At 48.7% G+C, this 23517-nt stretch carries 28 protein-coding genes, 1 rRNA gene and 1 riboswitch; of the genes, 27 read left to right on the forward strand and 2 right to left on the reverse strand.

What is annotated here, in order from left to right; translation table 11 throughout:
• From rrf to M2277_RS31820, 5 genes are all read left to right on the forward strand, one after another.
• Positions 1-92 (forward strand): 5S ribosomal RNA (gene rrf, locus M2277_RS29205); the annotation flags it as partial.
• Between the two features lie 330 nt (positions 93-422).
• Entirely contained in the window at positions 423-860 is a 438-nt protein-coding gene (locus M2277_RS29210; protein WP_006207393.1) for a hypothetical protein, read from the forward strand.
• Positions 861-1261: 401 nt separating this feature from the next.
• A complete protein-coding gene (locus M2277_RS29215) occupies positions 1262-1639 on the forward strand; it encodes an IS3 family transposase (RefSeq protein WP_280756253.1) in 378 nt (125 codons plus the stop codon).
• A 31-nt stretch (positions 1640-1670) separates the two neighbouring features.
• Positions 1671-1877 carry a DDE-type integrase/transposase/recombinase gene (locus M2277_RS29220; protein WP_280756254.1) on the forward strand — a complete coding sequence of 69 codons (207 nt, stop codon included), beginning with the start codon at positions 1671-1673 and terminating at the stop codon, positions 1875-1877.
• A 48-nt stretch (positions 1878-1925) separates the two neighbouring features.
• A complete protein-coding gene (locus tag M2277_RS31820) occupies positions 1926-2102 on the forward strand; it encodes an IS3 family transposase (RefSeq protein ID WP_457816001.1) in 177 nt (58 codons plus the stop codon).
• A 117-nt stretch (positions 2103-2219) separates the two neighbouring features.
• Here M2277_RS31820 and M2277_RS29225 read toward each other — a convergent pair whose 3' ends face one another.
• Complete coding sequence (locus M2277_RS29225) at positions 2220-2741, reverse strand: hypothetical protein (protein WP_280756255.1); 522 nt, start codon at positions 2739-2741, stop codon at positions 2220-2222.
• 230 nt (positions 2742-2971) lie between these two features.
• Between M2277_RS29225 and M2277_RS29230 the strand changes: the two genes are divergently transcribed.
• The 10 genes from M2277_RS29230 to rsmI all read left to right on the forward strand — a co-directional run bounded on the left by M2277_RS29230 (position 2972) and on the right by rsmI (position 11044).
• Complete coding sequence (locus tag M2277_RS29230) at positions 2972-3157, forward strand: sigma factor G inhibitor Gin (protein WP_063478215.1); 186 nt, start codon at positions 2972-2974, stop codon at positions 3155-3157.
• 136 nt (positions 3158-3293) lie between these two features.
• Positions 3294-4961 carry an aminotransferase class I/II-fold pyridoxal phosphate-dependent enzyme gene (locus M2277_RS29235; RefSeq protein WP_280756256.1) on the forward strand — a complete coding sequence of 556 codons (1668 nt, stop codon included), beginning with the start codon at positions 3294-3296 and terminating at the stop codon, positions 4959-4961.
• 84 nt (positions 4962-5045) lie between these two features.
• On the forward strand, positions 5046-5690 hold the full coding sequence (tmk, locus tag M2277_RS29240; RefSeq protein WP_063478217.1) for a dTMP kinase: 645 nt from the start codon (positions 5046-5048) through the stop codon (positions 5688-5690).
• 65 nt (positions 5691-5755) lie between these two features.
• Entirely contained in the window at positions 5756-6085 is a 330-nt protein-coding gene (locus M2277_RS29245; protein ID WP_006207400.1) for a cyclic-di-AMP receptor, read from the forward strand.
• A gap of 340 nt (positions 6086-6425) precedes the next feature.
• Positions 6426-6869: a YaaR family protein gene (locus tag M2277_RS29250; protein ID WP_280756257.1), complete on the forward strand. Its 444-nt coding sequence runs from the start codon at positions 6426-6428 to the stop codon at positions 6867-6869.
• A gap of 75 nt (positions 6870-6944) precedes the next feature.
• A complete protein-coding gene (holB, locus tag M2277_RS29255) occupies positions 6945-7931 on the forward strand; it encodes a DNA polymerase III subunit delta' (protein ID WP_006207402.1) in 987 nt (328 codons plus the stop codon).
• A 56-nt stretch (positions 7932-7987) separates the two neighbouring features.
• Positions 7988-8788 carry a PSP1 domain-containing protein gene (locus M2277_RS29260; RefSeq protein ID WP_006207403.1) on the forward strand — a complete coding sequence of 267 codons (801 nt, stop codon included), beginning with the start codon at positions 7988-7990 and terminating at the stop codon, positions 8786-8788.
• Positions 8789-8820: 32 nt separating this feature from the next.
• The gene (gene yabA, locus M2277_RS29265) at positions 8821-9192 is read left to right on the forward strand and encodes a DNA replication initiation control protein YabA (protein ID WP_006207404.1); all 372 of its coding nucleotides are present in this window, start codon (positions 8821-8823) and stop codon (positions 9190-9192) included.
• Between the two features lie 194 nt (positions 9193-9386).
• Positions 9387-10154 (forward strand): tRNA1(Val) (adenine(37)-N6)-methyltransferase, encoded by a 768-nt coding sequence (locus M2277_RS29270; RefSeq protein ID WP_076151275.1) that lies wholly within the window; start codon positions 9387-9389, stop codon positions 10152-10154.
• On the forward strand, positions 10151-11044 hold the full coding sequence (gene rsmI / locus M2277_RS29275) for a 16S rRNA (cytidine(1402)-2'-O)-methyltransferase (RefSeq protein ID WP_063478220.1): 894 nt from the start codon (positions 10151-10153) through the stop codon (positions 11042-11044). Before M2277_RS29270 ends, rsmI begins: the two co-directional genes overlap by 4 nt.
• A gap of 249 nt (positions 11045-11293) precedes the next feature.
• Here the strand turns inward: rsmI and M2277_RS29280 are convergent, their stop codons facing one another.
• Complete coding sequence (locus M2277_RS29280; RefSeq protein WP_006207408.1) at positions 11294-11548, reverse strand: AbrB/MazE/SpoVT family DNA-binding domain-containing protein; 255 nt, start codon at positions 11546-11548, stop codon at positions 11294-11296.
• 321 nt (positions 11549-11869) lie between these two features.
• Here M2277_RS29280 and M2277_RS29285 point away from each other — a divergent pair, with 321 nt between their 5' ends.
• From M2277_RS29285 to glmU, 12 genes are all read left to right on the forward strand, one after another.
• Entirely contained in the window at positions 11870-13159 is a 1290-nt protein-coding gene (locus tag M2277_RS29285; RefSeq protein WP_006207409.1) for an HD domain-containing protein, read from the forward strand.
• Between the two features lie 94 nt (positions 13160-13253).
• Positions 13254-14018 carry a TatD family hydrolase gene (locus M2277_RS29290; protein ID WP_006207410.1) on the forward strand — a complete coding sequence of 255 codons (765 nt, stop codon included), beginning with the start codon at positions 13254-13256 and terminating at the stop codon, positions 14016-14018.
• A gap of 206 nt (positions 14019-14224) precedes the next feature.
• Positions 14225-14439, forward strand: a riboswitch (cyclic di-AMP (ydaO/yuaA leader).
• A gap of 272 nt (positions 14440-14711) precedes the next feature.
• Positions 14712-15899, forward strand: a complete 1188-nt coding sequence (locus M2277_RS29295; RefSeq protein WP_280756258.1) for a 3D domain-containing protein — start codon at positions 14712-14714, stop codon at positions 15897-15899.
• A 194-nt stretch (positions 15900-16093) separates the two neighbouring features.
• Positions 16094-16645: a ribonuclease M5 gene (gene rnmV, locus M2277_RS29300; protein WP_040680119.1), complete on the forward strand. Its 552-nt coding sequence runs from the start codon at positions 16094-16096 to the stop codon at positions 16643-16645.
• Positions 16642-17526 (forward strand): 16S rRNA (adenine(1518)-N(6)/adenine(1519)-N(6))-dimethyltransferase RsmA, encoded by an 885-nt coding sequence (rsmA, locus tag M2277_RS29305; RefSeq protein ID WP_006207413.1) that lies wholly within the window; start codon positions 16642-16644, stop codon positions 17524-17526. The genes rnmV and rsmA overlap by 4 nt, the downstream gene beginning before the upstream one ends.
• A 114-nt stretch (positions 17527-17640) precedes the next feature.
• Positions 17641-18543 carry a sporulation peptidase YabG gene (gene yabG / locus M2277_RS29310; protein WP_036640982.1) on the forward strand — a complete coding sequence of 301 codons (903 nt, stop codon included), beginning with the start codon at positions 17641-17643 and terminating at the stop codon, positions 18541-18543.
• A 290-nt stretch (positions 18544-18833) separates the two neighbouring features.
• Positions 18834-19109, forward strand: coding sequence for a biofilm formation stimulator Veg (veg, locus tag M2277_RS29315; RefSeq protein ID WP_006207415.1), 276 nt, complete (start codon positions 18834-18836; stop codon positions 19107-19109).
• A gap of 232 nt (positions 19110-19341) precedes the next feature.
• Complete coding sequence (locus M2277_RS29320; protein ID WP_006207416.1) at positions 19342-19524, forward strand: small, acid-soluble spore protein, alpha/beta type; 183 nt, start codon at positions 19342-19344, stop codon at positions 19522-19524.
• A gap of 191 nt (positions 19525-19715) precedes the next feature.
• A complete protein-coding gene (ispE, locus tag M2277_RS29325) occupies positions 19716-20570 on the forward strand; it encodes a 4-(cytidine 5'-diphospho)-2-C-methyl-D-erythritol kinase (RefSeq protein WP_006207417.1) in 855 nt (284 codons plus the stop codon).
• A 108-nt stretch (positions 20571-20678) separates the two neighbouring features.
• A complete protein-coding gene (purR, locus tag M2277_RS29330; protein WP_006207418.1) occupies positions 20679-21506 on the forward strand; it encodes a pur operon repressor in 828 nt (275 codons plus the stop codon).
• Positions 21507-21689: 183 nt separating this feature from the next.
• Complete coding sequence (spoVG, locus tag M2277_RS29335; protein ID WP_006207419.1) at positions 21690-21974, forward strand: septation regulator SpoVG; 285 nt, start codon at positions 21690-21692, stop codon at positions 21972-21974.
• A gap of 110 nt (positions 21975-22084) precedes the next feature.
• Positions 22085-23473 (forward strand): bifunctional UDP-N-acetylglucosamine diphosphorylase/glucosamine-1-phosphate N-acetyltransferase GlmU, encoded by a 1389-nt coding sequence (gene glmU, locus M2277_RS29340; protein ID WP_006207420.1) that lies wholly within the window; start codon positions 22085-22087, stop codon positions 23471-23473.
• The last annotated feature ends 44 nt before the right edge of the window (positions 23474-23517 follow it).

Here is a 23517-nt window from a genome sequence, read left to right on the forward strand (position 1 = left end):
CACGCGTACCCATACCGAACACGACCGTTAAGCCTTCCAGCGCCGATGGTACTTGGACCGCAGGGTCCCGGGAGAGTAGGACGTCGCCAAGCGAAAAACCACTGTCGATGTAATCGATGGTGGTTTTTATTTTTGCTTTTTACGGAGAATAGGTTGTCCGACTCATGAATGATATTGTGTTGAGTCGTCAATAACCGTAACTGTTATATAACATGGTCATAAAATTAACATAAACAGATGAAGATTTTGTTACCGATATCACGCAGAAAATCAGTATAATAGAATTAGGCATAATCGGGAAAGTGCTTACCGATTTACGCAGGCTATAGGAATGAAGGCCTGATTGGAGGGTTCTCCATTAACCAACCAACTACGAATACTCATCTGGAGACCGGTTATTGTGGGGGAAGGAGGACAATTACATGTTGCGTAAAAATAGTCTGCGTGTAGCAGAGATCATATGTGCGGGTACGATTTTGTTAATCGGATCCGGATGCGGCGCATCCACAGAACCAAGCTGGAAGTCCTTCGACGGTGCGGCGAATGTAAAGTCGTTCCCGGTTCCGAAGGAAGCGAATAAAACCGAACAAACCACAGGCAATAGTGATTTGGACTACGTACGTTATGCGCTTCCGGGGCTGAAGGAAGACGATAGTATACCTGAAGCTTACCTGGATGAAATCGTGTCCTGGGGATGGAAGCAGAAGGAAACGGAAGACAATGGTTCTTCATTAGTTTTTGAAAAAGGAAAAAATATCGTCCACCTGTCGGTGCATGACGATTTTCTCATAATCACGGTTCCTGCTCAGTTTAAGAAACAAGTCATACAAGGATTGGAAAGCAACAAAGCGAATGAATAAAGACCTCTTTCCGGCTTTGAAGTGCACCCCTTAGAATAGACATTGGAAAAACCCCCGGGTTTAACCGATGAAATTCTAGGGGGTGTATTTTTATGGGACAAAAGTTTAAGACCTATTCAATTTGCCAATGAAAAAGGAAGCTATTCGTCTTCACATCGATGATAAATGGACGTATCGCTGAATTACGAAGTACCTGGAGATTCAGGACGCGGATCGTGTGAAAAAGTGAATGAGAAAATATATAGGGAGCTAGGTGGGTTCGGTCTACTGGATGGACGGGGACGTCGGAAGCAATATAGGAGTCAGGATCGGTATGTGCAAAAGTTGAAACGGGAGAATGAGTTGCTAAAAAAGTGCTTGGTCGCCTGGAAGGAGGAAGTAAACAAGAGAGATATCAGATCATGGAAAAGGTAGTAGCATACGGAGATGTCCAGAAACTTTCCCGTGTTTTTGGTGTGTCCCGAAGTGGTTATTACGCTTATTTAAAGCGCAAACGAATCGATCGTGATGCAAAGGCAAAGAAGCAGGTGTTTCAAGTTTATCAGCGTTATGAAGGAAAATATGGCTATCGGCTGCTTCAGTTATTTCTTTGGCAAGATCAAGGGATTTGGATGAACCACAAGAAGGCCCTTCGTCTCATGCAAGCACACGGCATTCAATCTCGAATTCGCCGTAAGAGACGATTTGGAAGCACGTGTGCAGCTGCTGAGCGTGTATCGGAGAACCGTCTGAAAAGGGATTTCACTGCGGAAAAACCAAATTCAGAAATGGGTAACTGACATTACTCAGTACCGTGTTGGAGAGCGTTGGGTGTACCTGTCAGCCATTAAGGATCTGTTTAATAACGAAATTGTGGCTTACGATATGGGCGAACGCAACGACAATGAACTCGTGCTCCGCACATTCAGCAAAGCATTTGTTAAGCAAAAAGACGTGACCGGATGGATCGTTCATAGCGATCAGGATTTCCAGTACACGTCTCATGTTTACCACGACATGCTACCAGCCAAAGGTTAGCGCCCGAATCAGCATGTCTCGACGAGGAAAGTGTTATGACAATGCTCGATGGAGAGCTTCTCCTCGCATCTCAAAACGGAAGGACTCTACCCTTTCATATTCGAACGGTCACCGAAGCACAAAACAAAATTGAGAAATACATTCTGTTTTTATAACCGGAAACGACCACAACGAAAACTAAAAAAACTGACGCCGGTAGAGTGCCGACGCCCGTTTTTTGCCTAGGTTTTTTTCAAATGTCTATAAAATGGGGTCTTGAACACTTCGGAATGAGGTGTTTTTTTGATGATGGACTGGATGATTACTATATGTACCCATGTAGATGGAAGACAGCTTACTGTGTTATTGCATGTAGTAAGAGATGTCTTGTTCGTTCATTTTTAACATGCCTTCCTTACGCTGACCAGTCAGGCGCAGCATCGTATAGCCACGGGGGAGAAGAAGCCACAGATGCCAGAATGCTAGCGCAATCGCTAAAGGCAGCGGTAACCAGAAAGCCATGATAGCGCTTAAGACAATCCCTACCCAGCAGGTATAGAACTGTACCAAAGTGAATACACGCAAGCTGACGTGTTGATCCGGTATATAGCCAAGCCACGGTAGCTTTAGACGAAAGCGCCAGCGCTTCCGGTAGCCTGCTCCGAGCAGAATGAGCACCGTATGCCCGATGACATACTGGATCCATAGCATAAGCGGAAAGGCGATTAGCATATAGAGCGGGATATAGGGTGATACCGTAAATATCCCCGCAGCTGCAGCGAGCACAGGCAGACTTAGGTAAAGGATGAGCAAGCTTTTGGAAATCTGAATTTTTTTAATGAGTCGGTAGTGATAAAAGGTGGCTTGACCGTGTGGATCTGCCATTGGGCTGTGCCGTCCTCCTTAGGTATAAGATAAATTTCGATAGACAAGAAGTAACAGTCTTTTATGTTTTTATCGGACAAAATCATATTTTTATTAAGTTAAAAAAAGGTACAGACACAAGGCCAGCAAGGGGTACATATAAATAAAGCGTAGAAAGATATCCTATGAAAAGGTTTAAAATAATAGAAACTGTGTCATACTAATAGTAAAAGGATCAAGGTGGGATGGTTATGGAAGAATTGACCGAACACGTGTGTATCATATGCAATCAGTCCAAGATAGACGGAATCACCATTGTATCGCAATTCGTATGCGAGGAATGTGAATCGGAAATCGTTCATACCAGTGCGGAAGATGCCAAATATCATTTTTTCATCCGTCAATTAAAACAGATTGCCATGCCTAAAAATGCATAGACGCGATACGCGTGTAATGGGCCTGAATTGAAGGCCTTTTTTTGTTTGTGCAGGCTGTTTAGGGGATTGGGGCGTAGGCGTAGGTTTCAAATTGCGTTAAAATAGGTTAGAGAATGTAATCCGAAGGGATATGTCGATGACTACACATAGAGACCTTGCCCCACTTGCAGAAGCATTGGCGTTATACCGGGATCGGGGGGCTTCTTCTTTTCATGTACCCGGTCACAAGAATGGCAGGGCATACGAGGCAGACAAGAACGGCGCAGACATGCTGCATGAAGCCATGCGTATTGATGTGACGGAAATTACCGGGACGGATGATTTGTTTCATCCTGAAGGGGTCATTCAGGACGCACAGGAGCTGGCAGCAGATTGTTTTGGAGCCGAGGAGAGCTTTTTCCTCGTGGGTGGAAGTACTGCCGGCAATTTGGCGTTAATCCTAACGGTATGCCGGGAGCCTGGGGATATCGTGCTTGTACAACGGAATGTACATAAGTCTGTCTTAAACGGATTAATGCTGGCAGGGGCAAGGGCGGTCTTTCTTCAGCCGGAAATGGACAAGTCCAGTGGTCTGGCTGTTGCTCCTTCTGCAGCGACGCTGGCAGCAGCGCTTGAGGCTTACCCGGAGGCAAGAGGGGCCGTCGTAACGATGCCCAACTACTACGGGATGGGCAGCGACTTGAGGCCGCTAGCAGAGGCATGCCATGAGCATGATATTCCTCTGCTTGTGGATGAGGCGCATGGAGCCCATTACGGGCAGCATCCCCAGCTGCCGATGAATGCCCTGTCCTGCGGCGCGGATGGCGTGGTTCAATCCACGCACAAGATGTTAGCCGCGATGACGATGGGAGCCATGCTGCACGTACAGGGCGGGCTGCTCGACCGCAGCCTGCTGCGTCAGCGGCTGGCAATGGTCCAGAGCTCCAGCCCCTCGTACCCGCTCATGGCTTCGCTGGACCTGGCGCGGCGCCTGCTGCACATGCAGGGCGCAGGCGCCTTCACGGCTGGCCTTGCCGCCGTGGATGCCTTCCGGCGCGGCCTAGCGAAGCTGCCGCGCTTCGGGCTGCTGCAGCCGCCGCAGCCCGGGGGCCACGCCGCGGGCACAGCCGCTGCGGCGTATACCCGCCAGGACCCGTTCAAAGCGGTCATATATGACCGCACTGGGTCCCTGAGCGGGTATGCACTCCAGCGCGCACTAGAGGCGCGCGGCTGTGTGCCGGAGATGAGCGACGAGCTGTACGTCGTCTTATTGTTTACGTTAGGGTCGACCCAGGAAGATGCGAATCACGTCTTATGGGCTCTTGTGCATATTGTAGAGCAGGAGGAGGCGTTGGAGAAGACCGGGACTGAACCAGGCGATCAACCAGAGGGTACGGAATTGCTGATCCGGAAATTGCGGGATCAGGGGGATTTCACGAGGTATGAGCAGCCAGCGTTTCGTACGGAAGAAAATCTTGATTATATCGATGTCGATGCTAGCTTGTTAACTGAAGAGTATGTAACCCCCAATGTTTCCACGTGGAACAATTTGCCCGGGGAAACTCCCTATTCAGCTCCGGTTCCCTTTTCACTGAAGCCGATCGACAGGGAGAGGGTGGAGTCCGTGCCAATAGAGAGCAGCGCCGGACGAACGGTCGCGGAGATGGTGATTCCCTATCCGCCAGGAATTCCGATTCTGTATCCGGGCGAGGTCATAGCCATGGAGATGGCACAGAGAATGCTGGCATTAAGGGAGGCAGGGGCCAAGTGCCAAGGCATCAAGGATCCAACACTGGCAAGCATTGTCGTTTTTAAGGAATTATGAGGCAAGGAACTCGAAGTATACACTGATATCGATAGTCGACACATATTAGATCCGTGATCAACAAAAGATGAAAGCAGGATACTTATGAATAATCGCAGACCACTATTTATTACCCTGGAAGGAGGAGAAGGATCCGGTAAAACGACCATGATGGGCAGACTCGCCGCCTTTATGCAGAATCATTCGATCCCTTATCTGATTACCCGCGAGCCTGGGGGCATTGAGATTGCGGAGAAGATTCGCTCCATTATTCTGGATCCGGAGCACACCGCGATGGATGCACGCACCGAAGCATTATTATATGCGGCAGCCCGCCGACAGCATCTTGTGGAGAAGGTGGAGCCGGCATTAAGGCAGGGGCTGACCGTGCTCTGTGACCGATTCGTGGACAGCAGCCTGGTTTACCAGGGATATGCACGCGGATTGGGGATGGAAGAGGTGTGGAGCATCAATCAGTTCGCCATCGATACCCGGATGCCGGATTTGACGCTGTTGTTTGATATCGAGCCGAAGATTGGCCTTTCACGGATCGCAGCGAATGCCGAAAGAGAATGGAATCGACTGGATATGGAGAACCTGACATTTCACGAGAAAGTTAGGGAGGGCTATCTGCTGGTAGCAGAGCGTAATCCGGGTCGAATTCGCATCGTGGATGCTTCCAAGACACCGGCGCAGGTCGAACGGGAAATGAATCGTCACCTGGAAGACGCGATATTAAAGGATTTTTGAGGTTGTTTGTCAAATAAGTAGTGATAGGGGCACACGATGTCCAAATTAAACAAGGAGGGTTTACCATGAAATTGATTGTTGCGATTGTACAGGATAAAGATAGCAACCGTCTCTCTGCCGCATTGGTCAAAGCTAATTTTCGGGCAACGAAACTTGCCAGCACAGGCGGCTTCCTGAAGGCGGGAAATACCACCTTTATGATTGGGGTAGACGATTCACAGGTTGAAAGCGTGCTTAGTGTCATTCGCACAAGCTGTAAGGTTCGTGAGCAGCTGGTCACTCCGGTAACCCCAATGAGTGGTACTACGGATTCCTATCTACCGCTTCCAGTCGAAGTACAGGTTGGCGGTGCTACGGTATTTGTGCTCCCTGTTGAACGATTCGAGCATTTCTAAATTCATTTTCTGGATCTGCGATAGCACGTAACGGATGTTTTTATTGGGATATTTGACGGCTGTGTTCTCCTGTATCGACTATCTTTTGAACCTCTTCTGTATCATAATAAAAATAGTTACCGTAGATCGCCGTACTCGGGAGATGATCTTTAATTAGGTAATGATGTAGATGAACTCCAAATAAACTGTTGAATGTATCAGATGATTGCCTGTAAATCGCTTGACAAGAAAACCATTTCAAGGTACGTTCACGTGAGGCATAGGTTGTTCGATTTATGAACGTACCGGATGCCTCCGTTTTATTAAGATGCTAGAATTACGCAAGAGGCGGTGGATCAGGGTGAAGATTAATCCGGGCTTTCGGCCCATGAAAAGTGAAATCACGGTGCCGGATGGCAACGCCAGACCGATTCAGCAGCGATCATTCTCCGATATGATGCAGCAGCAGGGGGAACGTGCAACCCATGAGGAACTGAATCGTCAAATGCGTGAAATTGCACTACAAGGGGACCGATTGGCCAAAGTCATGACTGTTCGGGAGCTGAAGACTTATAGAATGATGGTTCGGCGCTTCCTTGAGGAAACGGTTCGGCGCGGTGTGAAGATGAAGGAAACACGGGGCTGGGACCGCCGGGGGCGCGGCAAGCGTTATAATGTCATAGATGAGGTTGATTCTGCGCTGCTGGCTATGGCAGATGATCTGCTTGATACGGAGCAAGGGAGAATTGATTTGCTGAACAAGGTTGGAGAAATTCGCGGCATGCTGATCAATCTTGTATTTTAATTGTAAGGAAGCTTAAAACGATCCATGAGGTGTTACGGCCATGAAGGCATGGGGATCGGTAGAAAGTGAGGACTTATGTCTTTTAATGATATCGTAGGTCAAGAGACTGCGAAGCAATTGCTGCAAAATGCCTTGCGCCGCCATGCAGTTAGTCATGCTTATCTGTTCAGCGGTCCTAACGGTGCCGGGCAGATGCAGACGGCGCTTACGTTCGCCAAGGCATTGTTTTGTACGGAACTTGAAGATGATGCCTGCGGGCATTGTTTGGAATGCCGCAAGGTGGACCATGGCAATCATCCTGACCTTACGATGGTCGAGCCGGATGGGGCCAGCATCAAGATCGATCAGATTCGTGATCTGCAGCGCATATTTTCCTATCGCTCGGAGAACCGCAATCCGAAGGTCTATATTATTGATCGGGCGGAGAAAATGACAACACAGGCAGCCAACAGTCTGCTTAAATTTTTGGAGGAGCCGCAGTCGCCAGCGGTAGCTATCCTGATAGCCGAGAATGGACAGGCACTTCTGCCCACCATTCAGTCCAGATCCCAGCAAGTACCGTTCCGGGCACTGGATCCACAGATGATGGAGAAGGTCCTGGTAGGTGAAGGTTATCCTGCTGCACTTGTGCGCTGCGCAGTTCATCTTGCATCAGGAATTGATGAGTGCAGGAAAATATTGAATGAGAATTGGTTTGCAGAAATTAGAAACGTAGTGTTACAATTAGGGAAGGAGTCTTTGAACCGAAGCGGCTCAGCTATGATTACAGCGAGTCAAAAAGTGTTCAAAACAGAACTCTCTGATCATCTGGACCTATTGTTCAGCATGTTTCATTTATGGTTTAAGGACATGATCCATGTCCAGTATGGAAGGAAAGAGTCTCTCGTTTTCATAGATCAGGCGGAGTATATCTCTGGTCATGCGTCAGCCCGCAGCACAGCACAGTGGGTGTCATACATGGATTTGGCCGCAGAGTGTCAGAAGAAGTTACGCTATAATGTCAATGGACAGCTCAGTTTAGAGCAGTTGTTGATGGGTTTGGGCGGTAACACTCCGGCGTGAGCACACCCCCAGGCCCGAAGAATGGCCAATATGTACAGGCACAAGGGGGTTTATTTTTGTACAGTGTAGTAGGTGTCCGCTTTAAGAAAGCGGGCAAAATATATTACTTCGATCCGCTCGATCTGCCCGTGGAGAAGGAACAATCCGTCATTGTGGAAACCGCGAGAGGCATAGAGTATGGTCAAGTTGTGATAGGAAAGAAGGAGGTTGGTGAATCGGACGTTGTTCTTCCACTGAAGAAGGTCATTCGCATCGCTGGTGATTCCGATGCCCGTGTGGTTGAAGAGAACAAGCACGCCGCGAAAGATGCATTCACCACCTGTTTAAATAAAATTCGGGATCACGAGCTGAAAATGAAGCTGGTCGATGTGGAATTCACATTTGATCGCAACAAAATCATTTTCTACTTCACCGCCGAAGGCCGTGTGGATTTCCGTGAACTGGTTAAGGATCTGGCCAGTATATTCCGAACTCGAATCGAGCTTCGCCAAATCGGAGTTCGTGACGAAGCCAAAATGCTCGGCGGTCTTGGACCCTGTGGACGCGTACTGTGCTGTTCCTCATGGCTTGGTGATTTTGAGCCGGTATCGATCAAGATGGCAAAGGATCAAAGCCTATCGCTCAATCCGACTAAAATTTCCGGGCTATGCGGAAGATTGATGTGCTGCCTGAAATTTGAGCATGATAATTATGAAAGCGTGAAAGAAGAGCTTCCATCCGCTGGAAAGCTTGTCGTTACTTCGCTGGGAGAAGGCAAAGTAGTCGGACTTAATGCGGATAAGCGGACGGTTCATGTTCAGCTGTTTGAAATTGGAAAGGTTAAGGAACTTCCGATGGATGACGTTGTCATCAAGTAGTCCAATAGAATGTTTATTTTCGGGGTGTAGACTTGGAGAAGAAAAACATTTTTGTGCTCATTCAAGAGTTGGAAACACAGATGGGACATATACACAGTGAACTGGGTGGACTTAAGCTGGTCATCAAGGAACTGCTGGAAGAGAACCATCGCCTCAGTCTTGAAAATGAACAGCTCCGGAAAATATTAAAGAGGGAAGTCAATCCGGCAGAATTTGAAAACCCAGTTGCTATACAACCTCAGCCTCATGTGAAGGATGAGGAACATGGAGAAGATGTGGTCGGTGAGGGATATGATAACCTGGCCCGGCTGTATCATGAAGGCTTCCACATTTGCAATGTCTATTATGGACATCTGCGCACGGAAGGGGATTGCCTGTTCTGCTTGTCTTTTTTGAATAAATGAGAAGCCGTAGGAGAAACTGCCTACGGTTTTTTTCTAGAATGGAAAGGTTATACTGTAAGGATCGATAAGAACGTCATACGGCTGCTTGTCATGCAATGTGAAGAGCAGCCTTTTGTGTATTTTATAGGCCCGACATGCGGTTAGTTAGGGCAATACGAGGCAAGGATCTATTATGGAGATAAAGGGTTGAAACTATGAAATTGAAAGAAGTGCTGTTACAGACATCAGAGCGGATTGATGATCTGCTCACCCATGAGCTTGGAATCATCCAGAGCGAGGAGGTTTTCAGCTTCTCCATGGACGCGGTCCTGCTTGCCAGGTTTGCCAGCGTACCACGGCGGGGCCGCATTTTGGATATGTGCACGGGGAACGGAGTTGTACCCATTCTGCTGTCGACACGTACGGGTGCACCGATTGAAGGCATCGAGATACAACCCAGACTGGCCGATATGGCTAGACGGAGTGTAACGATGAATGGTCTACAGGAGCAGATCACGATACATGAAGGCGATCTGCGGGAGCTGTACAAGGAAAAAGGGTATGGAGCCTATGACCTGATTACGGTGAATCCGCCTTATATGCCGATGAATGGCAGTGACTTAAAGCTGAATGAGCATCAAGCGATTGCAAGGCATGAAATCCACTGCACGCTTGCGGAAGTGATTGAAGCCTGTGCGAAGCTGCTGCGCCAGGGCGGGAAGATGAGCATGGTTCACAAGCCGCTGCGTTTGGCGGAGATTATTACCCTGATGAGCAAATACCGGATTGAACCGAAAGTCATCCGTTTTGTCCATCCGCGTGTAGATATGGAGGCCAACATGGTGCTCATAGAAGGCATTCGGGATGGGAAGCCGGAGGTACGGTTGAAGCCTCCGCTGATTGTGTATGACGAGCAAGGAAATTACGGCCCGGATTTCATGGAAATTTACTACGGATCACATGAGGATGAGACTAAAGAATGAGAAATATCGTGCAACAGAGTTATGCAACTCGGGACGAGGGAAGCCCGGGTTCACTTTATTTGGTGGCGACGCCGATCGGTAATTTAGAGGACATGACGTACCGTGCGGTGCGGATTCTCCAGGAATGCGACATTATCGCAGCGGAGGATACGCGGCAATCGCGTAAGCTGCTGACGCATTTCGAAATTCCGTCCAAGCCGATGTTCAGTTATCATGAGCATAATAAGGCGGCGAGCGGTCCTGAAATCATACGCTATATAATAGAAGGAAAAAATGTGGCACTCGTCAGCGATGCCGGTCTGCCGGCCATTTCAGACCCTGGTACGGACCTGGTTTCACTGGCCATTGAAGCGGGAATTTCCGTCATTCCAATCCCGGGGGCCAATGCTGCACTTTCCGCCTTAATCGTCTCGGGTCTGCCAACCGAACGGTTTACCTTTATCGGCTTTTTGCCGCGGGAACGCAAGGATATCGTGGAGCAGCTGCAGGCACTGCAATCGGCGCAGGGAACGCTGTTGTTCTATGAATCCCCGCATCGTGTGAAGAAAACGCTGGAGATCCTGCAAGAGGTACTGGGAAATCGGAAGGTGACCCTCGCACGCGAGTTGACCAAACGATATGAGGAATTTCTACGCGGAAGCGTGACAGAGTGCCTGGAGTGGCTTACGGAACATCCTCCATTGGGTGAATATTGTTTGGTGGTAGAGGCGGGCAGTGCAGAGGAAGAGCTTCGGGAGAAAAATGCCTGGTGGCAGGAGCTTTCGCTGGAGGAGCATGTAGAGCATTATGAGCGGAAAGGATTAAGCCGGAAGGATGCAATGAAAAAAACCGCGGGTGATCGCGGTGTATCGAAGCGGGATATATATAACGCGTTATTAGCAGATTCATGACCACCCATACCTGGCGCAGGGGGATAGCCAAATAGCCCACAAAGTAGAGCCTATGCTTTGATGATTATTTTAAAAACTTTGCTGGGACCCGTAAAGGATTGAAGAATGGCTTGCATTTCACTGAAAACTTTCTTTAATCTCAAAAAAAGACCCTCCTGCGGCCGGGTTCAAAGCCGAGGAAGGTGCCAAGGAGATATGAAAAAGGTTAGAATTAACAAAGTGTAATAATGCTATTATATACTAAAAATCTTAATTTGTCACAGGTGTAGGGATTTCCGAGATACATTCATGGCAAACAATTTTACCCTTGAAGTAAGTGACATTCTCAGCGTTACCACAGAAGATGCAGGCAGGCTCATATTTCTTAAGCATGATGCGTTCGCCGTCTACATAAATCTCCAATGCGTCTTTCTCACCAATTCCGAGCGTACGGCGTAACTCAATTGGAATGACGACCCGTCCAAGCTCATCGACTTTCCTTACAATTCCTGTTGATTTCATCATAACTTATAAATGCCCCTCTCGCCATAATTTAAAAAAGTCATAATTCGACATAGTTCTAGTTTTTATGTTATTTATAGTACCAACGATTCCCAAAACAGTCAACCTATATTTTTGAAAAATCGGAACCTATTTACGAAAGTATAGTGAACAAAACCCTTGTATAACAAAGGAATTACCATAATCGAACCAATTATTGTTGCAATTTTCTATTTGTCGATTTGGAAAGCGCGTTTTTACCTTATTCGACATTGTTCGACATTAGTTGTCAAAAGAAGTGTTAAACGGCCATATCCACATCAAAATGATAAGGAGATGAGATGGATGCATTCCCCAATATCGGAAGAAAAAGTGTTCAAGGATCCAGTCCACAATTATGTTCATGTGCAGGACGATATCATATGGAGGTTAATCAATACGCCGGAATTCCAGCGGCTCCGCCGGGTCAGGCAGCTTGGGACCTCTTACCTGACTTTCCACGGAGCGGAGCACAGCCGATTCTCTCATTCTCTGGGTGTCTATGAAATTACGAGAAGAATCATCTCTCAATTCGAACGGAGAGGGTATTCTGACTGGCCAGCCGAGGAACGGCATGTGGCTCTCTGTGCGGCGCTGCTGCATGATTTGGGACACGGGCCTTTTTCCCACTCTATAGAAGAAGCCTTCAATATGAACCACGAGGATTGGACATGCCGGATACTGCTTGGTGATACTTGTGTTAACAAGGTTCTGCAGGAGCTTGGGGCAGATTTTCCGGAGAAAGTGGCTTCCGTCATTAACAAGACGTATGATAAGCCGATTGTCATGAACCTGGTAACCAGTCCGCTTGATGCAGACCGCATGGATTACCTGCTGCGGGATGCGTATTATACGGGAGTGAATTATGGGACCATTGACATCGACCGGATATTGCGGATGCTGCGGCCGTTCCGTGACCGCGTGGTGGTCAAGGAATCCGGCATGCACGCCGTGGAGGATTATCTGATGTCGCGGTACCAAATGTACTGGCAGGTGTATTTTCATCCTGTCACCCGAAGTTCGGAGATCATCTTGCGTCAAATTTTTCGTCGTGCAAAAGAGTTGCATGACAACGGGTACGCTTTCCGGTTTATGGTCGAGCCGCTTCCGGCCCTGTTTGAAGGCAATATCGGTGTAAATCAATACCTGCGCCTGGATGAAGCACTTATTCAGACGGCATTTCTGCAATGGACCGAGGAGGAAGACAAGCTTCTTGGCGAATTATGCGGCCGTTTCATGCACCGGAAGCTCTATAAATATGTAGAAATCGACAATATCGATTTGGAGACCATCGACGGGATACGCCAAGCGTTTCGCGATGCGGGGCTGCATCCGGAATATGACCTGGAGATTGATTTTCCAACCGATCTTCCTTATGATAAGGTTCATTCTGATATGCCGCTTAACGAGAAGCAGATCCTGCTTCTGGATCGGCATGATGAGCTGCGGGAAATTTCCGAGGTGTCCGATATTGTACGCTCTATCAGCGGCATTCATAAAGGGCGATATCATCTTTATTTTCCGGAGGAGAAGGTGTATCCGCTACTGGAGCAGATGCCGGAGAAGATAGGTGAGATTTTTAAGCAGCAGAATTAACTTGGTGATCAGGACAACCGCAGCATGATGGGTATAAGCAGTGCTGCAGGAAAATATACGACAAGGAAACGACAGGAAAGGAGAGGGTAATATCATGCTGTTCGACACGCATACTCATCTGGATGCTCCCCAATTCGACGAGGACCGGGAGGAAACCATCGCGCGGGCGCTTGAAGCCGGCGTGAGCCGGATGATTAACATCGGATTTAACCGGGAGACCATACCGACCACGATGAAGCTGGCAGAGAACTATGACTTTATATATGCAGCGGTAGGCTGGCATCCTGTAGATGCCATCACCATGGAGGATCAGGATCTGGATTGGATCGCCTCCCTATGCAGTCATGAGAAGGTGGTGGCTATCGGGGAGATTGGTCTGGACTATTATTGGGATACATCCCCAAAAGAAGTACAGCATCAAGTATTCCGCCGCCAAATCGGACTGGCTCGGGAACTGAACATGCCCATTGTCATCCATAACCGGGATGCACATGAAGATATCGTAAAGATTCTGAGGGAGGAAAAAGCCGCTGAGGTCGGCGGTGTAATGCACTCCTTCTCCGGGAGCTGGGAAACGGCCAAAATGTGTCTGGATATGGGATTCCATATTTCATTTGGAGGACCGATTACCTTCAAGAATGCGAAGCAGCCTAAAGAGGTATTGGCGCAGGTTCCACTCGATCGATTATTGATCGAAACGGACTCGCCTTATCTGACCCCCCACCCCTTCCGCGGGAAGCGAAATGAGACCGCTTATGTAAAATTAGTGGCGGAGACCGCAGCCGAGATTAAGGGCATGTCCTTAGAGGAATTGGCCCAAATTACCACCAAAAATGCACTGGAACGATTTGGCATTTAACGAAATTGAGAGCAAAAGCGATGAAAAAGAGAGCATTTTCGATTAATTAAAGTTTTTTAATCAGAAAAGGCGTTGATATTACAATATTTTAACCATTTACATCAGAAAATGTGGTTGATTGTTGCTTTACAACCTGCATGTAAACAGGATATCATCTTTTCAGTGATAAGAAGCTGCGATGTGCAGATCGCCAGCCGAATATTTCATGAACCGTCTCGCTTAATCTCCGAAATTCTGGAGAACGGGGGAACCGATACCGCCGTGCATACAGGTCTGAATGCACCAAGCCGTATTTGATTTCTTTATCGGGTCTTTGGGGTGAATTTGAAGGATCTCGCCATGAGCGGGTATCCGGATATAGGGCGTCTCTCTTACGTCCGAACCCGACAGCTAACTCCGTAAGCGAAATAAGAGGGGAAATCTCGTGCATACCATTTCCATGATTCTAATCATCAGGAAGCCACGTTAGAGCCTCTAGTACTCTTTCAATGGCTTTCTTTTATTTTTGAATAATGGTGAAGGGATCATCATACTCTTGGTAATCAGGAGGTGGTGGTAGATGGACGGGAAGACGGGAATTGACGCAGGGTGTTAGATAGATAGCAGGGCGCCTTGTGAGAATAATTGCTATAGTCACGTCAAATGCATTCATGCGTTACTGAAGACGGCGGGACTATGAAGGAGGATGGAATAGTGGGCATTTTTCAACCTGAAGAAACCCATGAATCACAATCATCCAGCATGTCTTACGCATTGAGATGGAAGCATGACAATTTGCGTCAATTGATGTTGCTCGGCACGATGGGAGCCGTTACGGTATCACTTCTCGTTTCGTTGATTGTACATGATCAGACAGGCAAGGAAGTTCAGCTTGTGGTCGATGGTCGTGTCACCACAGTAGAAACACGTGGATCATTGCTGCAGGAATTGCTGGATGAGCAAGCGATCACGTTGAGCCCAGAGGATCAGATTTCGATGCCTCTAAACGGTGCGATCCAGGACGGCGACCGGATCATCATTGAACGGGCAGTTCCAGTCAAGGTTACAGTTGGCAGCAAAACCAAAACCATATTTACATCCCAGGATACGGTTGATCATGTACTGAAAGAAGCTGGCATTACGATCCAGGGTGAAGATATAGTACAACCGGCACAGCATACGAAACTTACCAGCGATATGAGTATCAACGTCGTGCGCGTTACGAAACAAAACGTTAAGGAAACAGAAGACCGGGAATTTCGTGTGATTAAGACAGCCGATCCATCGCTCGAAAAGGGTGACAACCGCGTGATTCAGCGGGGTGAGTCCGGCATCATGGTAAATCACTATGAGAAGGTCTATCACGATGGCAAGCTGGTTTCCAAGACCAAGGTTTCCCAGGAGATTGAGCGCAGAACGAAGGACAAAATTATTGCTGTAGGCACGAAAAAAGTGGAGAAACCCGCTATTGCTCAAGTGGCAGCCACCGATGTGAAAGCAACACCGGCTAAACTCTCCGGCACGAAAAAGGTAACAACCGCCAAAGCGGTGGAGAATAATGTGGCTTCTCGGGCAGGCGTTGATTTTAAATACAAAAAGGTATTGAACAACGTGTCGATGACGGCGTATTCTGCCGAGCAGCAAGGAATCGGCACTCGGACAGCATCCGGAACACGTGTGACGGAAGGTCGGACGATTGCGGTAGATCCTAATATCATCCCCATCGGATGGTGGGTGTATATTGAAGGCATCGGCTTCCGTCGTGCGGAAGATACGGGCGGTGCCATCAAAGGAAATAAAATTGATGTTTATTACGATTCGTTGAAATCCGCCATGAATTTCGGACGTAAAAGCGGCCGTACTGTTTACGTGATCGGTCCGGTTAAACCTGAATTGAACTAAACGAATGAATTCCAATTTACAATGCCATTCTAATGCTATACTATTTAGCTTATAATAAATGATGATGAAGAAGAGGGAATCTTTCCTCTTCTTTTGTTTTGTAAAAAACGAGTAATAATATAAGGCCTATGGGGCTTGAAGCTGACCATTCGCTGTACAAGCCGGCCTTGCTTGGAAAGGAAGAGAGCAATCGCATGATTAAAGAAGTAATCGTTGTGGAGGGCAGGGACGACACGGTAGCCATTAAACGGGCCGTGGACGCGGATACGATCGAAACGGGCGGTTCTGCCATCAATAAGCAAATCCTTAAACGCATCGCGCTTGCCCAGGAGCGCAGAGGCGTTATTATATTAACGGACCCCGATCATGCAGGAGAGCGGATTCGGAAAATCGTGGAGCAGGGCGTGCCAGGCTGCAAACACGCCTTCATTCCGGAAGAGGACGCTACCCGAAAAGGGGATATCGGCGTTGAGAACGCCTCTCCTGAGGCCATTTTGCGTGCGCTGGAGCGGGTCCACACCTCCTTCGAGGGCAGAGAGAGCCTGATCAGTCTGGAGGACATGATGGAGGCCGGTTTATCGGCCCATCCGGAGGCAGCGGCAAGACGGATGGCGATGGGAAACCTGCTGGGCATCGGATATTGCAACAGCAAGCAGTTTCATAAACGACTGGCCACGTTTCAAATATCACGTGAAGAATTTCTGGCCGCGCTGACGCAGCTGGAAGAGGGGGGCGTAAAATCATGAGCCGGTTCGAGGATATATCAACACCAAGACGGACGAAGGAGATCATCTCACGTCATGGATTCTCCTTCAAGAAGAGTTTGGGTCAGAACTTTCTCATCGATCAGAATATTCTCTACAAAATCGTGGAAGCCGCAGGATTAGATGAGGATAAAGGAGCGCTAGAGATCGGTCCTGGCATCGGAGCATTGACGGAGAAGCTTGCACAGACTGCGGGAACGGTTACAGCGATAGAGATCGATCAGCGCTTGATTCCGATCCTGAGGGAAGTGCTGGAGCCTTATGAGAACGTGAAGGTTCATCATGGGGACGTATTGAAGGTGGACCTTCATGAGTTGTTCCAACAAGACTTTGGGGGTGTATCGAAAGTCAGCGTCGTTGCGAATCTTCCGTATTACGTGACAACGCCGATTCTGATGAAGCTGCTCGAGGAGAAGCTGCCGCTGGAGAATATCGTCGTGATGATCCAGAAAGAAGTAGCAGAGCGTATGGCTGCGGCACCGGGAAGCAAGGATTACGGGAGTCTCAGCATCGCCGTCCAATATTACAGTGAGCCTAAGCTGGTCTGTATCGTGCCGCATACCGTATTTATTCCGCAGCCCAATGTCGCTTCGGCTGTTATTCGCCTAGCCGTACGGGAAGAGCCACCTGTCAGCGTAGAAGACGAAGGGTTTTTCTTCGAAGTGGTACAGGCTTCTTTTGCACAGCGGCGGAAGACCATCGCCAATAACCTGAAGAGCCGGTTCTTTGCGGGTGAAGGACGTGAGCGGCTGGAACAGCTGCTGCAGGAAGCGGGAATTGTGCCTTCACGGCGCGGAGAGACACTCAGCATCGAAGAGTATGCCAAACTTAGCAATGTGCTCTACAACGCCGATATTCGATAGACCAGCAGATTGACGTGCGCAGGGGGCCCTGAAGGGGTTTAACATGATAAATTGAAGCTTCGTAAGAACCAATAGTCACAGTGGCCCATACCATAGGGTAGGGGTGATGTTGTGATGAACTTGGGAGACTTGGTCGTTCGTAAATCCTACGGCGGCGATGTAACGTTCCGGGTAGAAGGCATGCGGCAAAATAATAATATCGTCATCAAAGGGACGGAATTCCGGTTATTGGCCGACGCTCCCGTTAATGATTTGGTCACGGTCCCGCATCCCGCCGTAAGCGAACGAACAAAGCAGGCACAAATTAAAGCCAGTGAGTCGCTTGACCGCCTTCAGAAGCACCGTCAGGAGCAGAGCGAGCGTCAACTGGCCAATCTGCGAAATATCGAAGGCGACCAGCATGCGAATAAGGGATACTTTGACGTGCCGGGCAAGGTACTGCATTTGGATGGAGATCCCCAGTACCTGAAGAAAAGCATGGCCTTGTACAATCAGCTTCGGGTACCAGCGGAAGGCCATTATATCAATGAGTCGTCGATGGCCGATTCATTATATCGTCTTCTTCCCCGGGTAAGACCCGATATCGTTGTGATTACAGGGCATGATGGTGTTCTCAAGAGACGACAGCCATACGACTTATATAGCTTGGACAGCTATAAAAATTCACACAACTTCGTCACGGCTATCCAGGTAGCCCGTCAGTATGAGCGGAATCTGGATTCCCTGGTCATTGTGGCCGGTGCGTGCCAATCGCATTTCGAAGCACTTCTGCAGGCAGGAGCCAATTTTGCCAGCTCGCCAGGGCGAATTCTCATCCATGCGCTGGATCCAGTGTATGTAGCTGCCAAGGCAGCTTATACGTCGGTCAGGGAAACCGTGAATATTCATGATATCGTCCATCATACGATTAGCGGCAGCCAAGGCGTGGGCGGAATCGAAACAAGAGGCAGCTACCGGATCGGTCTGCCCAAACTGCAGGATTTGTCCACTTTGAAGGTTACGCCTTCCGTTAGCTAGCCTTTAAATCCTAGTGCTAGCGGTTGAATCATGCCGCTGAGGACGAACCAAGAAGAACCCCACAAGCTGGGGTTTTTTTATTTTTTCTTTCGAAACCTATAGAAATTTGTCAAAAAAAATACATAAAGCTTGTCATTTTAGCGCATATTAAAACAAATGAACACGAGAAATACGGGATCAAAAAAAATTCGTTGACAAGGTATTTTTGATGCTGATATAATTAATGTTTTTGAATTGACAAATGACTGAATCTTCGGTATAATGGACAAGGAAAGAGGTGGTCGTCGACAATGGCTAAAAATGCGCTGTTGGAAATCAAACGCAGTCTCGATGCCCATTTAGGGCAAAAAATTACGCTTCGGGCTAACGGTGGCCGTCGGAAGACCGTCGAGCGTACTGGTGTTTTGGAAGAAACGTACCCTTCTGTTTTCATTGTGAAGCTGGATCAAGACCAGCAGACTTTTAAACGTGTGTCTTACAGTTATGCCGATATTCTGACCGAAACCGTGGAAATCATGGTAACCGGTGATGACAACGAGATGCGAATCACCTATATCAAGTCATAACGATATGTCGAGAACAGTCTCCACTTACAGGGAGGCTGTTTTTTGTTGTTGCCAGCTCTCCAGAGGAATGACAAGGAGAGATGGAACGCATACTAAGGCTGCGCGGGTCTCTTCAGCCGCCTGAATGCGGCCAGTGGAGACTTAAGCCTTGAGGAGCTTTACGTAAGGCCTCTACAACGCGCTGTAAGCCGTTCATGCCATACTCAATACATTTTCCAAGGAGGCGGGTTTGATGAGCCGGAGAAGGCGCAGTATTATGTCAGATCAACTGAAGACCGAATTGGCTAAGGAATTGGGATTTTACGACACCGTGCAGAAGGAAGGCTGGGGAGGCATTAAAGCCAAGGATGCCGGCAACATGGTAAAACGGGCGATTGAGCTCGCAGAGCGGGCAGCTAGCAAATCAGATCTGTAAACCACAGGGCAGGGCCTTCCGTAAAGCGGGAGGCCCTGTTATTTTATTGCGGCTCAAGCGGCACGGGTACGCTGCAACGGACGGTCCCATGACTTCATCGCCGGAGTTTGTTAAGATAGAGGCAATAGATGTTTTTCTCCGAATATGGTAAGTTCAAGCATATGGGAAAAGCTAAGGATAGGTGAACGTTCTTGAAAATATACGAAAAAGCACCGGCCAAAATTAATTTGATGCTGGATGTACTCCATAAACGTCCTGACGGCTTTCATGAGGTAGAGATGGTCATGACGATGATCGACCTCGCCGACCGGCTCGAAATGTCGGAACAGAGGCGGGATACCATTATCATCACCTCACAGGCAGGATACATACCGCTGGACGAGAAGAATTTGGCCTTTCAGGCAGCAAGACTAATCAAAGAGCGCTACGACGTGAAGAAGGGTGTGCACATTCACCTGGACAAAAAAATTCCCGTCGCGGCAGGACTCGCAGGAGGCAGCAGTGATGCAGCGGCAACTCTGCGTGGGTTGAACCGCCTCTGGGAGCTGAACATCCCCCAGCAAGAGCTGCTTGCGCTTGGCGCGGAGCTCGGCTCGGATGTGCCGTTCTGCGTAACCGGCGGCACAGCACTGGCGACAGGGCGCGGCGAGGTGCTGACGCCGATCCCGAATCCGCCGCAGTGCTGGGTGATCGTGGCGAAGCCGCCGATCAACGTATCGACGGCGGAAGTTTACGGCCGTCTGCGCAGCGAGCAGATCCAGCACCATCCATCCGCTGAGCGTATGGTAGAGGCGCTTTCGCAGGGCAGCTTCCAGTTGATGTGCCAATCGCTTGGCAACGTGCTGGAGGAGGTTACCTTGAAGATGCACCCCGAGGTTCAGCAGCTGAAGGAAGGGATGCTGAAGCTGGGAGCCGATGGAGCGTTGATGTCCGGAAGCGGACCTACGGTCTTCGGTCTGGTATCGAAGGAATCCAAGGTGGCCCGGATTTATAATGGTCTGCGGGGTTTCTGCAAGGAAGTGTATGCTGTTCGCCTGCTTACCTAGAAACGGTTATTATTGACAATTCGGGGGCGAATTTCAATTGAAGTTGTATAAATACGTACAAAAGTGTTATATTTAACATATAATATTCGGATTTAGCGAGGAACCCTAGTGAAAAAATTAAAACGAAGCGAACGATTGGTCGACATGACCCAATATTTACTATCCAAACCGCATACGTTGATTCCGCTGACGACGTTCGCCGAGCGATATGGAGCGGCCAAGTCATCGATCAGTGAGGATTTGGCGATCATTAAGGACGTATTTGAGAGTGAGGGGCTCGGAGAGCTCCAGACGCTGGCTGGTGCAGCGGGCGGAGTCCGGCACATTCCGAAGCTGCGCAAGGATCATGCGCTGCGGTTTGCCGAGGAGCTGTGTCAGCAGCTTCAGCAATCGGACCGGATTTTGCCGGGGGGTTACCTGTACATGTCGGATCTGCTTGGACAGCCTTCGCTGATGAACGAGGCGGGCAAGATCATTGCTACCGCATTCTCGGACCGGGATATTGATGTAGTCATGACGGTGGAAACCAAGGGGATTCCGCTGGCTTATGCGACAGCGGCCCAGCTGAACCTGCCGGTCGTACTAGTTCGCCGGGACCATCAAGTGACGGAAGGATCGGCCGTAAGCATCAATTATGTATCGGGCTCACACAAGAGCATTCACACCATGTCATTGTCCCGCCGGGCGCTCAAAGAACGCTCCCGTGTACTGATTGTGGATGATTTTATGAAGGCGGGGGGTACCATACAAGGTATGGTCGATCTGCTGGGTGAATTTAATGCCGAAGTCGCAGGTGTAGGTGTATTGGTAGAGTCGGGAGCGGTTGAAACCGAGGAAAGGCTTCTGGAGGACTATATCTCACTCGCCATCCTAAGCGATGTGGACTCCAAAACGAAGAGGATTACCGTGAACCCAGGTAATTACTTCGAAAAATAGGATCGCGATATTTGTCGATATAATAGCGTTTTCATTCGAATTTGCCCGAAGTCTGTCGAAAATATCACTTTCTAAAAAAAATTCCTGTTTTTAGGACATTTTATAGTAGAAAAAAGAAGGATTTCGGGTTTGCTGTGTGGAATTATACACCAAGTCTCTGATGGAAAAAGGTGGTGAACACATATGCAAATTACGGATGTCAGACTCCGCCGTGTTAACTCTGAGGGGAGAATGAAGGCAATCGCATCCATTACCATCGATAATGAATTTGTCGTTCACGACATTCGCGTCATCGACGGAAACAATGGAATGTTTGTTGCAATGCCGAGCAAACGCACTCCTGATGGAGAATTCCGCGACATTGCCCATCCCATTTCTTCCGGTACCCGCGAGAAGATTCAATCGGCTGTATTGGCCGAGTATGAGCGCGCGGCTACAGAAGAAGAAGTGATTGAAGAAGGCGCTTAAGTTCTACAATTGGGGTTCAAGGAAAAGAGAGCCATACCTATGGCTCTCTTTTCTTTTTTTGTAGAATGATATATATTCAGTAGTGAGTTCAAGAGGAGGAGGCATGGCCCTTGAAAAGATTTGCTATTGTGCTCGCCGCTGGGCAGGGCAAACGTATGAAATCCAAACTATATAAAGTGCTGCATCCTGTTTGTGGCAAGCCGATGGTAGGACATGTATTGCAAACGGTACAGCAGGTGAACTGTGAACGCAGTGTTGTGGTCGTTGGTCACGGCGCGGAAGCCGTCCGCACATATCTGCAAGACGCAGCCGAATATGTTCTGCAGGAACAGCAGCTCGGTACGGGTCACGCTGTGAAGCAAGCCAAGGAACTTCTTGGCGCTGAGGAAGGATCCACGATTGTCATTTGCGGGGATACTCCACTGGTGACTTCAGAGACACTGGAAAATCTTTTGAAGCTTCATGAGAGCAACAACGCGGCCGCTACGGTGCTTACCGCGCATATGGACAACCCCAAAGGCTACGGCCGGGTCATCCGTGGCGAGGATGGCAGTGCACTTCGGATTGTCGAGCAGAAAGACTGCAGTCCGGAAGAGGACGCAGTTACTGAAATTAATACCGGTACCTATTGTTTTGACAATAAAAAGCTATTCGCTGCACTGGATAAGGTAACCAATCAGAATGCGCAGCAAGAATATTACCTGACCGATTGCATCGGTATCCTGAAACAAGCCGGCGAGACCGTGCTTGCTTATCAGACGAATGATTATGCGGAATCGATTGGCGTCAACGATCGTCTTGCGCTATCAGAGGCCGAAGGCTTCATGAGAGAGCGCATCAACCGCACGCACATGTTGAACGGTGTTACCATCATTGACCCTGCTTCGACGTATATCGGTGCTGATGTCACTATTGGTTCTGACACCGTGCTCTATCCCGGTACCATCCTGAAGGGGAATACGGTGATCGGAGAAGACTGTGTGATCGGACCCGATACGGATATTGAAGACTCCGTTATCGCCAATGGTGCCAGCGTCAAACATTCGGTGCTCAGCAGTGCTGAAGTCGGCTCGCGGACATCGGTGGGGCCTTTTGCTTATCTCCGCCCAGGCGCCAAGTTGGGTGAAGATGTGAAGGTTGGCGACTTCGTTGAAGTGAAGAATGCCACGATTGACAACGGCTCAAAAGTATCCCATCTCAGTTATGTTGGCGATGCCAAGGTCGGCAAAAACGTCAATATCGGCTGTGGAGCGATTACTGTCAACTATGATGGTTATAATAAATCCATTACCGAGATTGAAGATGATGCATTTATCGGCAGTAATGTGAATTTGATTGCACCGGTGAAGGTAGGCAAGGGCGCATTCGTTGTTGCAGGCTCCACCATTACGCATTCGGTTTCCGACAATGATCTGGCCATTGCCAGACAGCGTCAAGAGAACAAGCCTGGATATGCAGAGAAGATTCGGGCACGCGCTATTGCTAAGAAGAACAAGTAAATCGTAATACGCCTGCTTCTCTCGCGAAGATGGGAAGCGGTGAT

This window comes from Paenibacillus sp. LBL (assembly GCF_029893715.1).
GTDB lineage: Bacteria > Bacillota > Bacilli > Paenibacillales > Paenibacillaceae > Paenibacillus_AQ > Paenibacillus_AQ glucanolyticus.